The 12352-nt window shown below is 66.0% G+C and carries 13 protein-coding genes; 12 read left to right on the forward strand and 1 reads right to left on the reverse strand.

Annotated features, from left to right (window positions below):
- Positions 1-27: 27 nt before the first annotated feature.
- From SBI20_RS14450 to SBI20_RS14465, 4 genes are all read left to right on the forward strand, one after another.
- Entirely contained in the window at positions 28-858 is an 831-nt protein-coding gene (locus tag SBI20_RS14450; RefSeq protein ID WP_317975673.1) for a 23S rRNA (adenine(2030)-N(6))-methyltransferase RlmJ, read from the forward strand.
- Positions 859-1080: 222 nt separating this feature from the next.
- On the forward strand, positions 1081-2397 hold the full coding sequence (locus tag SBI20_RS14455; protein ID WP_317975674.1) for an ArnT family glycosyltransferase: 1317 nt from the start codon (positions 1081-1083) through the stop codon (positions 2395-2397).
- Positions 2398-2477: 80 nt separating this feature from the next.
- On the forward strand, positions 2478-3227 hold the full coding sequence (locus SBI20_RS14460; RefSeq protein WP_317975675.1) for a phosphatidylserine decarboxylase: 750 nt from the start codon (positions 2478-2480) through the stop codon (positions 3225-3227).
- Complete coding sequence (locus SBI20_RS14465) at positions 3227-4057, forward strand: CDP-alcohol phosphatidyltransferase family protein (protein WP_317976149.1); 831 nt, start codon at positions 3227-3229, stop codon at positions 4055-4057. Before SBI20_RS14460 ends, SBI20_RS14465 begins: the two co-directional genes overlap by 1 nt.
- On the opposite strand, the gene SBI20_RS14470 is transcribed toward SBI20_RS14465, so the two are convergent.
- Complete coding sequence (locus SBI20_RS14470) at positions 4011-4472, reverse strand: hypothetical protein (RefSeq protein WP_317975676.1); 462 nt, start codon at positions 4470-4472, stop codon at positions 4011-4013. The genes SBI20_RS14465 and SBI20_RS14470 overlap by 47 nt on opposite strands.
- Positions 4473-5097: 625 nt before the next feature.
- Here SBI20_RS14470 and rpsB point away from each other — a divergent pair.
- From rpsB to rseP, 8 genes are all read left to right on the forward strand, one after another.
- Positions 5098-5853 carry a 30S ribosomal protein S2 gene (rpsB, locus tag SBI20_RS14475; protein WP_317975677.1) on the forward strand — a complete coding sequence of 252 codons (756 nt, stop codon included), beginning with the start codon at positions 5098-5100 and terminating at the stop codon, positions 5851-5853.
- A gap of 144 nt (positions 5854-5997) precedes the next feature.
- On the forward strand, positions 5998-6924 hold the full coding sequence (gene tsf, locus SBI20_RS14480; protein ID WP_317975678.1) for a translation elongation factor Ts: 927 nt from the start codon (positions 5998-6000) through the stop codon (positions 6922-6924).
- 291 nt (positions 6925-7215) lie between these two features.
- Complete coding sequence (gene pyrH, locus SBI20_RS14485; RefSeq protein ID WP_317975679.1) at positions 7216-7941, forward strand: UMP kinase; 726 nt, start codon at positions 7216-7218, stop codon at positions 7939-7941.
- Between the two features lie 3 nt (positions 7942-7944).
- Positions 7945-8502 carry a ribosome recycling factor gene (gene frr / locus SBI20_RS14490; RefSeq protein ID WP_317975680.1) on the forward strand — a complete coding sequence of 186 codons (558 nt, stop codon included), beginning with the start codon at positions 7945-7947 and terminating at the stop codon, positions 8500-8502.
- 77 nt (positions 8503-8579) lie between these two features.
- Positions 8580-9224 (forward strand): polyprenyl diphosphate synthase, encoded by a 645-nt coding sequence (gene uppS, locus SBI20_RS14495; protein ID WP_317976150.1) that lies wholly within the window; start codon positions 8580-8582, stop codon positions 9222-9224.
- Positions 9211-9948, forward strand: a complete 738-nt coding sequence (locus tag SBI20_RS14500) for a phosphatidate cytidylyltransferase (protein ID WP_411911530.1) — start codon at positions 9211-9213, stop codon at positions 9946-9948. The genes uppS and SBI20_RS14500 overlap by 14 nt, the downstream gene beginning before the upstream one ends.
- A complete protein-coding gene (locus SBI20_RS14505; RefSeq protein WP_317975682.1) occupies positions 9945-11135 on the forward strand; it encodes a 1-deoxy-D-xylulose-5-phosphate reductoisomerase in 1191 nt (396 codons plus the stop codon). Before SBI20_RS14500 ends, SBI20_RS14505 begins: the two co-directional genes overlap by 4 nt.
- Positions 11132-12289 carry an RIP metalloprotease RseP gene (rseP, locus tag SBI20_RS14510; protein ID WP_317975683.1) on the forward strand — a complete coding sequence of 386 codons (1158 nt, stop codon included), beginning with the start codon at positions 11132-11134 and terminating at the stop codon, positions 12287-12289. Before SBI20_RS14505 ends, rseP begins: the two co-directional genes overlap by 4 nt.
- The last annotated feature ends 63 nt before the right edge of the window (positions 12290-12352 follow it).

Consider the following 12352-nt stretch of genomic DNA (forward strand, 5'->3'; position numbering starts at 1 on the left):
GCCCGATCGTCAGGATCTTGAATTGCAATGAATTATCGCCATTCCTTCCATGCTGGCAATAGCGCCGATGTCGTCAAGCACAGCCTGCTGATCGCGCTCGTGCGGGCCTTGCAGCTCAAACAGGGCGCGCTGACCCTGATCGATACCCATTCGGGCTGCGGGATGTACGACCTTGAGGGCGAGCAGGCCCAGCGCACCGGCGAGTCCACGCAGGGTGTGCTGCGGGCCTTTGCCGACCCGAACCCCTTGCTGGACGACTACCGCGCTGCCGTACAGGCGGTGAATGTCGGGCCCGAGCCGCGCCTCTATCCCGGCTCGCCACGATTTCTGGCGCAGCTTCTGCGCCCGCAGGATTGCCTGATCCTGAACGAAAAACATCCCGAGGACGCCTATGCCCTGCGCGGCGCGATGCGCGGCACACCGGCTGCCGTGCATGAGCGCGACGCCTACGAGCTCTGGCTGGCGATGGTGCCGCCGCGCACCCCGCGCGGGGTGGTGGTGGTCGACCCGCCCTATGAGCAGACGGATGAGCGCGCACGGATCACGGCCACTCTTGCCGCCGCCTACCGCAAATGGGCGCATGGCGTGACGGTGATCTGGTATCCGTTGAAAGATCGCGCCACGCATGTGCGGTGGAAGGAGCAGTTGCGCCAGCTCGGCATCCCGAAGTTTCTGACGGTGGAGCACTGGTTGTACGACAGCGACCAGCCCGGCATCTATAACGGCGCGGGCCTTTTTATCGTCAATCCGCCCTATGCCTTCACGCAGGCGCTGCCGCCCCTGCTCGAAGCCCTGCGCGCCGCGCTGGCGCCTGAGGGGCATAGGGGCGAGATCGCAGCGGGTTGGGTGCGCGATTGAATTGGACGCGCGTCGTCCCTTTCCCCCCAAAGGAAGGGATTGCCGCTGCGGGGGGCATGGATGGCCCGGTTGCTCCGGGTCGGGCTCTCAGAGAATATACACCGCCGCGCGCGTATGGTGGCGCTTCACTTCATGATGCCGGGAGCCGCCGTGTTGTCTTCGTATGCTTCGCCCTCTCTTGCATCCCGTCGCGATGCTGGCGTGCGCGGGAAGGCGGCGTGGGTGGCGGCGATCACCCTGTTCACCCATCTGCTCATTCTTGCCTACGATCATGCGAGGGCCTTCCGGGCCTTCAACTGGGGTGATCGCGGGCTGGAGCGATTGCGCATCCTGAAGGAATTTGCCGGTCTGAAAGGGGCGGTGCTGCCCGCCATGACCGGATCGCCGATCGTGCCGGGGGAATATCTCTTCGTGCTGCTGCCCTGGAGGCTGTGGGGGGCGGCGGGGGTGATCTGCCTTCAGATTGGTCTGGCAACGCTGGCTGCGTGGCTGGTGGCACGATTGGCGGGGCGTGTATCTTCGTGGCCGCAGGCGCCGCTGGTTTGCGGGCTGGCCTATGCTTTTCTGCCGCAGAATCTGGCCTTTCCGCATCAACTCGTGACCGAGGCGATCGTGACGCCGCTGTGCGTGGTCTGGCTCTATGCGCTGTTGGCCGCCATTCGGGGGCGGACGATGGGGCTGTTCCTGCTGGCAGGGGGCTGTCTGGGGGTGGCGATCCTGACGCGACCGGTCGTGTTGCTGATGTTGCCGGCCTGCTTCGCGCTGGCGCTGGCCTGTCCGGGGGCACGGCCCGAACTGCGCCGTCCGGGGCTTTATGTCATGGCGGGGGTGGCGCTGGCGCCGTTTCTGGCATGGGTGGCGATCTTTACCGTCCAGACGGGGCATCCTGGCTACAATTCGGGCAGTGCCAATCTGGCCTGGAACCTGCGCAGCAAGGTGCTGATTACCGAGAATGCCAATGGCATCGATCCGCCCGCCGATGTGAAGGCGATGGAGGCGGGCATTCCCCTCGGGCGTTTTCTGGGGGAGGTGCGCCTGCATCCCGTGCCATTTGCCAAGGCCTTTGCGCTGGATACGGCAACCGTGTTCCTGCGCGGCAACACGACCAAGATCACGGTCGATTATCTCGGCATTGGCCGCGATTCGCCCGGTTGGCGCCAGTCGCTGATCTACGCCAGCGATGCGCGCAAGGAGTGGATCAGGCAGATGGCCGATCCGGTCTATCTGCTTGAAGCGGCCGGGTCGCTGCTGACAGGGCTGTTTTTTGTCGTCTGTTTCGCGGCCATGGCAGTGACCGGCTGGCGGCTGGTCCGGGGCAAGATGCGGCTCGATTCTGATCGCCTGTTCCTGACCATCGTTGCCGGTGCCTGGTTGCTCAATGTCTTTCTGGGCGCGCAAATGGTCGATCAGTCGCAAGGGCGCCTGCGCAATCCGGCCGAGGCGGCGCTGATCCTGTTCGTGGCGTCGCTGGCGTGGGGGCTCCCCGCGGGTTTGCGGCAGGGCCGGAAGGGCGGAATCGGTCCTCGTGCGTTGGGGTGACATGTCTGCGCGGGGCGTGGATGTGCATGGGCGTGGCGGGCCGCTTGCCGTAGCGCGCGCCAGCGCCTATTCCCGCGCGCATGCCTGGTGACATTTTTGACAATCGCGGACGCGGCTCTGCCGGCTGGTCCTGGCCTTCCATCCATCCCGAAGGGCGCAAGTTCGGCGCCATTGCGGGCGCCATTGCCCTTGCCGGGGCGATCTTCGGCGGCAGCATCGTGGCCTGGCCGCTGGTGTTCCTGACGCTGGGCGTGCTCGCCTTCTTCCGCGATCCCGTGCGCGTGACCCCGCGCGACGACCGCTATGTCGTGGCGCCCGCCGACGGGCTGATCACGCTGATCCAGAAGGTGGCCCCGCCGCGCGAGCTTTCGGCCGATGATGGCAGCGGGATCGCCGCGATGGACCCGACCCCGGTGACGCGCGTCTCGATCTTCATGTCGGTCTTCGATGTCCACGTGAACCGTGCGCCGATCGGCGGCACGATCCGCCGCGTGGTCTACATTCCGGGCAAGTTCCTCAATGCCGACCTCGACAAGGCGAGCGAAGAGAACGAGCGGCAGCACTTTCTGGTCGAGCGCAGCGACGGTGTGAAGATCGGCTTCACCCAGATCGCGGGCCTTGTCGCGCGCCGCATCGTGCCGTTCGTCAAGGGTGGCGACATCGTGGCCGCAGGCCAGCGCGTGGGCCTGATCCGCTTCGGCAGCCGCGTCGATGTCTACCTGCCCGCCGGGACCGAGCCGCGCGTGCTGATCGGCCAGCGTGTGGTGGCCGGTGAAACCGTGCTGGCCGATATTGGCGATGCTCCGCTGATCGAGGGCGTCAGCCAGTGATCAGCGATGCCGGGGATGAGGATCTGGGGCCCGAAGGCGTGAGCGGCGAGGATTTCGGACGCCATCGCCTGCCGCGCGGGCTGACCTTGCGCGCGCTGGTGCCCAATGCGATCACCTCGGCGGCGCTGTGTTGCGGGTTGACCGGCATTCGCTTCGCGATTGGCGGTGATTTCCGCAGCGCGGTCATGGCGATCATCTTTGCCGGGATGCTCGACGGGATCGACGGGCGGGTGGCGCGCCTGATGAAGGCGCAATCGCGCTTTGGCGCCGAACTCGACAGCCTGTCGGATGCGATCTCGTTCGGCGTGGCCCCTGCGCTCGTTCTCTACTTGTGGTCGCTTCAGCAGATGCCGCGCTTTGGCTGGTTTGCCGCGCTGGCGCTGGCGGTCTGCTGTGCCCTGCGCCTCGCCCGGTTCAATGCCCGGATCGACATGGAGGAGCAGCCTCACAAGTCTGCCGGATACCTGACCGGGGTTCCCGCACCAGCCGGGGCTGGCCTTGCCTTCCTGCCGATCTACCTGTGGATCGCCAGCGGGCGCGAGGAGTTTCGCCATCCGGTGGTCGTCGCTGTCTGGGCGGCGCTGATCGCGTTCATGATGATTTCCAACATGGCCACGCCGGGCTGGTCCTCGTTCCGTCCGCGCCGGACGATCCGCCTTGAACTGATTGCGCTGATCGGGCTGGTCTTTGCCGCCCTGCTGACCGAGCCCTGGCTCACGCTGGTGGGGATCTGCGCGCTCTATCTGTTGCTCATTCCGGTGGGTGTGGTGCGCTATGCTGCGCTCAGGCGGCAGCGGGGCGCGCTGCCGGGCGGCTCAGCTCAGGCATAGGCGGGCGGGCGAGGGCGCGGCGCACGGTCCGCGCCGGGGCCCGCCGGGCGCTTGCCTCGATGAAGAGCCGGCTGTCGGCGAAAGAAAGGACGTCCGCGAGGGCGTCCTTTTCGCATGCGGGAACCGTCTGGAGGGCCGGTGCCTGATGGAGGACCGGGGACTGGGCCGCGATCATCCGGGCGAGGAACAGGCGGTCGAGATCGAGCGTGGCGGCATGGTCGAGCGCGCCGACCTGATCGAAGGCGCCAACCTGATCCAGCCATTCCCCCTGTTCCAGAGAATTGGCATCCAGCGTTCGGGCATCGGCCAGAAGCCGCCGGATCGCGGGCCACTGGCTGTGGAGGGTGGCCACGATGGAAGCCATGGCCGCGACACCGGCGCCGGCAATGGCAAGCGAAGCAAGAATGGCGAGCATGGCAGAAGCCTTTCCGGTCAAGGGGGCGGGCCGCCGTCTGAAGGCTACCGCGTAGCCCTGGCTTGACAGCATGCGCTTGCATTGTGGATAACTCGATCGTTCGTTAACGGTTCCTCTTGGCCCCGTTGATGATCTCAATGTTCCACTTTTGTTCCGATCCGTCAACCGGAATCTGGCAGGACAGGTGGCGCACCCTAAGGGTTCATCCATAGGTCGGGAATCGAGCGATTTTTCGCGGTTCCTGCATCGGCAAGGACGCTGGCCGGTGTGGCGGAAGGAGCGGATCGTTCTGGCCGGCAAGGTCTGTGTGCCCTTCAGGCGAGTCGCGGCGCGCGAATCGGGAGCCTCGCGCAAGAGCGGATGGGCATGAGGGGGGGGCACGAAGCGAAGTCGCTCTCATCTGCCCGGCATTTGACGCCCGGCCACTTGGCGTCCGGCCATTTGGACTGGATTTGTCGGGCCGGGCGAGGTAAGGGCCGCCCCAGCCATGCGGCGATTCGCGGCAATTCCGCCGGGAAACGTGACAGCGGGCGATCCCACATGGGAAGCGCACATACCGGTGCCAGCAGCGGGTTTCTCCGCGCGGTTCCTGCTTCCCAGAGGTGAAACCGGAAAGGAATTGATTATGGCGGCTCCCGTCGTCACCATGCAGCAGCTGATCGAGGCCGGTGCCCACTTCGGCCACCAGACCCACCGCTGGAACCCGCGCATGAAGCCGTACATCTTCGGCGCGCGCAACGGCATCCACATCCTCGACCTGTCGCAGACCGTGCCCCTGATGGCGCGCGCTCTCGAATTCATCTCGGCCACTGTCCAGGCCGGCGGCAAGGTGCTCTTCGTTGGCACCAAGCGCCAGGCGCAGGAACCGATCGCCCAGGCCGCTCGCGCTTCGGGCCAGCACTACGTCAACCACCGCTGGCTGGGCGGCATGCTCACCAACTGGAAGACCATCTCGGGCTCGATCAAGCGCTTCAAGGCGCTCGAAGAACAGCTTTCGGGTGACACCGCCGGTCTCACCAAGAAGGAAGTCCTTCAGCTGACCCGCGAACGCGACAAGTTCGAACTGTCGCTCGGCGGTATCCGCGACATGGGCGGCATCCCCGACGTGATGTTCGTGATCGACGCCAACAAGGAAGAGCTGGCGATCAAGGAAGCCAACGTGCTGGGTATCCCGGTCGTCGCCATCCTCGACTCGAACGTTTCGCCCGAAGGCATCGCCTTCCCGATCCCCGCCAACGACGACGCCAGCCGCGCGATCCGTCTGTACTGCGAAGCCGTGGCTGCTGCCGCGACCAAGGGTGGCCGTGACGCCGCTTTCGCTTCGGGCGTGGACATGGGCGCTCTGGACGAGCCGGTTGCCGAAGAAGTCGTCGAAGGCTGATTTCGGTTCGGCATGACGGGACGGAAGGGCGGCCTTTTTGCGGGGCGCACACCGTCCGTCACCGAATTGTCCCGTTTCATGAAGTAGGGCCGCGGCGCGTGTTGCCGCGGCCTCACCCCGTTTCAGACATAAGGACCCAACGCGATGGCTTACACCGCCGCTGACGTGAAGAACCTGCGCGAGCGCACCGGCGCCGGCATGATGGACTGCAAGAAGGCCCTCGACGAAGCCGGCGGCGATTTCGAAGCCGCCGTTGACGCGCTGCGCGCCAAGGGTCTGGCCGCTGCTGCCAAGAAGTCGAGCCGCACCGCCGCCGAAGGCCTCGTGGGCGTGGCCGTTTCGGGCACCAAGGGCGTGGCCGTCGAAGTCAACTCGGAAACCGACTTCGTCGCCAAGAACGAACAGTTCCAGGACTTCGTGCGCAAGGCGACCGAAGTGGCTCTGGAAACCGGCGCTGCCGACGTTGAAGCCCTCAAGGCTGCTGCCTATCCGGGCGGTGGCACCGTGGCCGACACGCTGACCAACAACGTGGCGACCATCGGTGAAAACCAGCAGGTCCGTCGTCTCAAGCACGTTTCGGTCACCAATGGCGTGGTCGTGCCCTACATGCACAATGCTGCGGCTCCCGCGCTTGGCAAGATCGGCGTGCTCGTCGCGCTCGAATCGGAAGCTCCGGCCGACGTTCTCGAAGCCCTCGGCAAGCAGATCGCGATGCACATCGCTGCCGCTTTCCCGCTGGCGCTCAACGCTGACGACCTCGATGCCGAGCTGATCGCGCGTGAACGCAAGATCGCTTCGGAAAAGGCTGCCGAAAGCGGCAAGCCCGCCGAAGTGCAGGCCAAGATGGTCGATGGCGCCGTGGCCAAGTATGCCAAGGAAAATGCCCTCCTGTCGCAGCTGTTCGTGATGGACAACAAGACCCCGATCGCCCAGGTCGTCGAAGCGGCTGGCAAGGCTGCCGGCACCAAGATCGCGCTGGTCGACTACGTCCGCTTCCAGCTGGGCGAAGGCATCGAGAAGGAAGAAACCGACTTCGCGGCCGAAGTGGCTGCTGCTGCCGGTCTCAAGTAAGCTTCTCGGGCAAGCTTTCGCGCGCAAGCGCATGAACTTGCTGGCGTCCCCGCGCGACGGGGACCCGGTCGTCGGCCCGTTTCGGGCCATGCGCCGGGTTCCTGTTGCAGCGGGGACGTTTGCGTTTGCGAAAAGCGTAAGCGCCCCTTGGCATGGCTTGCCTGCTGCGTATAAGGGCGCTGCATGAAAGGGGTGGGGGCTTGCCGGTCGTTTGACTGGCGGGATACCTTCTGCCTGAATCTTTCGCCTGTAAACTTTCAGAAATCCAGTGAAGCGAGACCAGACAGTCCCATGACCAGCCCCGCAAAGTTCAAGCGCATCTTGCTCAAGCTTTCGGGCGAGGTGTTGATGGGCAACCAACAGTTCGGAATCGATACCGATTTCGTGGCGGCGCTGGCTGCCGAAGTGAAGGCGGCCAAGGAAACTGGTCTTGAAATCTGCCTGGTGATCGGCGGCGGCAACATCTTCCGTGGCATGGCAGGCGCCGCCAAGGGCATGGACCGTGCCCAGGCCGACTACATGGGCATGCTGGCGACGGTGATGAACGCGCTGGCCATGCAGTCCGCCCTCGAAAAGCTGGGTGTCGATACCCGCGTGCAGTCCGCCGTCCAGATGGACCAGGTCTGCGAACCCGTCATCCGCCGCCGCGCCGAGCGCCATCTGGCCAAGGGCCGGGTCGTGATCTTTGCTGCCGGCGTGGGTGCGCCCTATTTCACCACCGATTCCGGCGCCGCGCTGCGTGCCGCCGAAATGCAGTGCGACGCATTGTTCAAGGGGACCAGCGTGGACGGCGTCTACAATGCCGATCCCAAGAAGGACCCTGCGGCCAAGCGTTTCGACACGGTCGACTATGACACCGTGCTGGCCCAGAACCTTCAGGTGATGGATGCCTCTGCGGTGGCGCTGTGCCGTGACAATGCCATCCCCATCGTCGTGTTCTCGATCCGCGAGCAGGGCAATCTTGCCCGTGTGCTGGCCGGTGAGGGCACGCAGACCATCGTTCGGAAGGAAGCCTGATCCATGGCAAAGTATGACAAGGGCGATCTGGAACGCCGCATGAAGGGTGCTGTCGAATCGCTCAAGGGCGATCTGGCGGGCCTGCGCACGGGCCGCGCCAACACCGCGCTGCTCGATCCCGTCACCGTCGAAGTCTATGGCAGCCACATGCCGCTCAACCAGCTCGCCACCGTCTCGGTGCCCGAGCCGCGCCTGCTTTCGGTGCAGGTCTGGGACCGCTCGAATGTCGGTCCGGTCGAGAAGGCGATCCGTTCGGCGGGTCTGGGCCTCAACCCGATCAACGACGGCAACACCCTGCGCCTGCCGATCCCCGACCTGACCGAGGAACGCCGCAAGGAACTGGCCAAGCTTGCCAGCAAGTATGCCGAAGGCGCCCGCATTGCCGTGCGCAACGTGCGCCGCGATGGCATGGAAGCCCTGAAGGCCGACGAGGCCAAGAAGGAAATTTCCGAAGACGACCGCAAGCGTCTGGAAACCGAAGTCCAGAAGCTGACCGACGAGATCATCAAGGCCGTCGACGAAGCGGCTGCCCAGAAGGAAAAGGAAATCCTGGGCAAGTGAGCGCCTCGCCGGTTCCCGCGCCACCGGTCCGCGACGGGGGTGCCTTCACCCCCGGCGCCCGTCATGTTGCTATCATCATGGATGGCAACGGGCGCTGGGCCAAGAAACGCTTCATGCCCCGCGTGTTTGGACACAAGCGGGGTGTGGAAGCCGTGCGCGCGGTCGTGCGCGCGGCGGGGGACATGGGGCTTGAGGCCCTTACGCTCTATGCGTTCAGTTCCGAGAACTGGAAGCGCCCGGCCGAGGAGGTCTCCGACCTCATGGGCCTGCTGCGCGCCTTCATTCTCAACGACATCGACGAAATCGCGCGCAATGGCGTGCGGCTCAAGATCATCGGCGACTATCGCGCGCTCGCGCCCGACATCGTGGGCCTGATCGACGATGCGCTGGCGCGGACGGCAGGCAATGGCCGGATGACGCTGGCCATCGCGCTCAACTATGGCTCGCAGCAGGAAATCGCCCGTGCGGCGGCCAAGGCGGCGGCCAAGGGGGCCATCACCGCCGAGACGATCGCCGCCGAACTCGATACCGCCGATCTGCCGCCGCTCGACCTGATGATCCGCACTTCGGGGGAAGTGCGGCTCTCCAACTTCCTGCTCTGGCAGGCGGCCTATGCCGAGATGGTGTTTACGCCCGTGCTCTGGCCTGATTTCACCCCGGATCATTTGCGCGAGGCCGTTGGCCAGTTCGCGGCGCGGGAGCGGCGTTTTGGTGGACGATAAACCTGCGGCGGCAGCCCCGGCTGCCAAGCGGTCGGACCTGCCGGTGCGGCTGGCTTCGGCGGTGGTCATGCTGGCGGTGGCGGGGCTGGCGGTCTGGCGCGGCGGGCTCGTGCTCGACGGGTTCATCGCGCTCGTCGCGCTGGTCGTCTATGGCGAATATGTGCGCCTCGTGGCGCGGGTTGCGCGTGATCCGGCGCGGATGACCGCGGCGGTGATCAGCGGGGCCTGCTACATCGGCTGGGGCGCGCTGGCGCTGATCGTGATGCCCAGTCCCATGCTGATCGTGGTCATGGGGCTGGTCATCTGCACCGATACCGGGGCCTATTTCACCGGCCGCGCGCTGGGCGGGCCCAAGATCGCGCCGTCGATCAGCCCGTCCAAGACCTGGAGCGGGCTGGCGGGCGGCATGGCGGCGGCAGGCCTCTGGATGGGGCTGATGACGCTGGGCGGGGCCTGGATGCTGAGCGCACTGGGGCCGACCGGGCCCAGCCTGACGCAGGCTTTTCACACAGCGAATGTGGGCGTGGCCGCGATCGTGGGGGCGATCCTGGCCGTGGCCGCGCAAGCGGGCGATTTCTATGAATCCTGGCTCAAGCGGCGGGCGGGCGTGAAGGACAGTTCGCGCCTCATTCCCGGCCACGGCGGCTTTTTCGACCGCGTCGACGGTCTGCTGCCGGTGGCTATCATCGTCGGCACGGCCTGGGCGATGGGAGCAACTGTATGACTGACCTTCTTACCCCCCCGTTTTCCGACCAGACCCGCTCGATCACCGTGCTGGGCGCCACCGGCTCGATCGGTGCCTCGACGCTCGATCTGGTCCGTCGCAATCCCGATGCCTTCCGTGTCGAGGCGCTGACTGCCCATGCGCAGGTCGACCAGCTCGCCGCGCTCGCGCGCGAGTTTTCGGCCCGCGTGGCGGTCGTCGCCGATCCGGCCCGCCTTGACGAGCTGCGCGCGGCGCTGGCCGGTTCGGGTGTCGAGGCCGCTGCCGGTCCCGACGCGCTGGTCGAGGCTTGCGCACGCGGCGCCGACATCACCGTGGCGGCCATTGTCGGCTGCGCCGGGCTGGCCCCGACGATGGCCGCGATCGAGTGCGGCAAGACCGTGGCGCTGGCCAACAAGGAGGCGCTGGTTTCGGCGGGCGACGTGATGCTGGCGGCGGTTGCGCGCAGCGGTGCGACGCTGCTGCCGGTCGATTCCGAGCACAATGCGATCTTCCAGTGCCTTGCGGGCAACGAGACGAAGCATGTGCGGATGATCACGCTGACCGCCAGCGGCGGCCCGTTCCGCGACTGGAGCGCGCAGGATCTTGTCGGGGCCACCCCGGCCCAGGCGGTCAAGCATCCCAACTGGTCGATGGGCGCCAAGATCAGCGTCGATTCGGCCACGATGATGAACAAGGGCCTCGAATTCATCGAGGCGTTCCACCTGTTCCCGGTTGGCGTCGAGCGCCTGCGCGTGCTGGTTCACCCGCAGTCGATCATCCACTCGATGGTCGAATATCGCGACGGCTCGACGCTCGCGCAGTTGGGCCCCTCGGACATGCGCGTGCCGATCGCCTCGTGTCTGGCCTGGCCCGCGCGCATGGACACGCCGTGTGATCCGCTCGATCTGGCCGCCATTGGCGAGCTGACGTTCCGCCGCCCCGACGAGGAACGCTTTCCGGCCACGCGCGTCGCGCGCGAGGTGGTGATGGCTGGCGGCGCCGCGCCTGCGGTGATGAACGCGGCCAACGAGATCGCCGTGGCCGCCTTCCTCGAAGGCCGGATCGGGTTCACCCGCATCGTGGCCTGCGTCGAAGAGGTGCTGGCACGCGGCCTCCCGGTGGCGCCTGTTACACTTGAAGACGTTATCGCGGTTGACCGCGAGGCGCGATTGCGCGCACAAGAATGTATGGAGCCCGTTCGTTGATGCAGCAGCCCGGCATTTTGTGGAGCCTTGCAGGTTTTCTGCTGGTGCTGGGGCCGCTGGTATTCCTGCACGAGCTGGGACACTATCTGGTCGGTCGCTGGTGCGGCGTGAAGGCCGATGTCTTCTCCATCGGCTTCGGTCGCGAGATCATCGGCTGGACCGACCGGCGCGGCACGCGCTGGAAGATTTCGGCGCTGCCGCTGGGCGGCTATGTCCAGTTTGCCGGCGACATGAGCCCGACGAGCAAGCCCAATGCGCAGTGGCTGGCGCTGCCCGCTGCCGAGCGCAACCGCACGTTCCAGGCCAAGGCCCTGTGGCAACGCGCGCTGGTCGTGCTGGCCGGGCCGCTCACCAACCTGCTGGTCGCGCTTGTCATCCTGTCGGGCTTCACGCTGGCCTATGGCAAGCTGGTGGTCTCGCCGGTGGTCGGCGCGGTTTCGGCCGGTTCGGCGGCGCAGCAGGCGGGCGTGCAGGTGGGTGACCGCATCGTTGCGCTGGGCGGCAGCAAGGTCGACACGTTCCTCGACATCAAGATGACCGTGGCCCAGCATCCGGGCGAGCGGCTCGACATGGTGGTCGAGCGCGCGGGCAAGCGGCTTCCCCTGCCGATCACCCCGACCACGCGCAGCGATGCCGACCGGTTCGGCAATGTCCAGAAGATCGGTTTCATCGGCATCGGCCCGGCCAGTGTGCAGGTCGTGCGGGTCGGTCCGGTCGATGCGGTGATTGATGGCGGGCGCCAGATGGCCGGCATCGTCGACATGATGGTGACGGGCATCGGCCAGATCGTGACGGGCAAGCGCGAGGTTCGCGAACTGGGCGGGCCGATCAAGATCGCCAAGTTCTCGGGCGAGCAACTGGTCTCGGGCTGGCAGCCGTTTGTCTTCTTCGTGGCGCTGATTTCGATTAATCTGGGATTCATCAATCTCTTGCCAATTCCTGTACTCGATGGGGGGCATCTGGCGTTCTATCTGGCCGAAGCGGTGTTCCGCAGGCCGGTCAGTGCGCGCGGACAGGAATGGGCATTTCGGACGGGGCTGGCGCTGGTCGTGGCGCTCATGCTGATCGTCACGGTCAATGATGTGGCTTCGCTTGGACTGTTCGGATCGGGCACGGCCCGGCAGTTGTTTGGTGCGAAGATATTTGGCGGTTGATCGGGAAACCGAACGGGTGACCGCCTGGGTGGGGTGAGCAAGAGGGGTTTTCCCGGGTATGCC

It is taken from the genome of Novosphingobium sp. IK01, assembly GCF_033242265.1.
In the GTDB taxonomy this organism is placed as follows: domain Bacteria; phylum Pseudomonadota; class Alphaproteobacteria; order Sphingomonadales; family Sphingomonadaceae; genus Novosphingobium; species Novosphingobium pituita.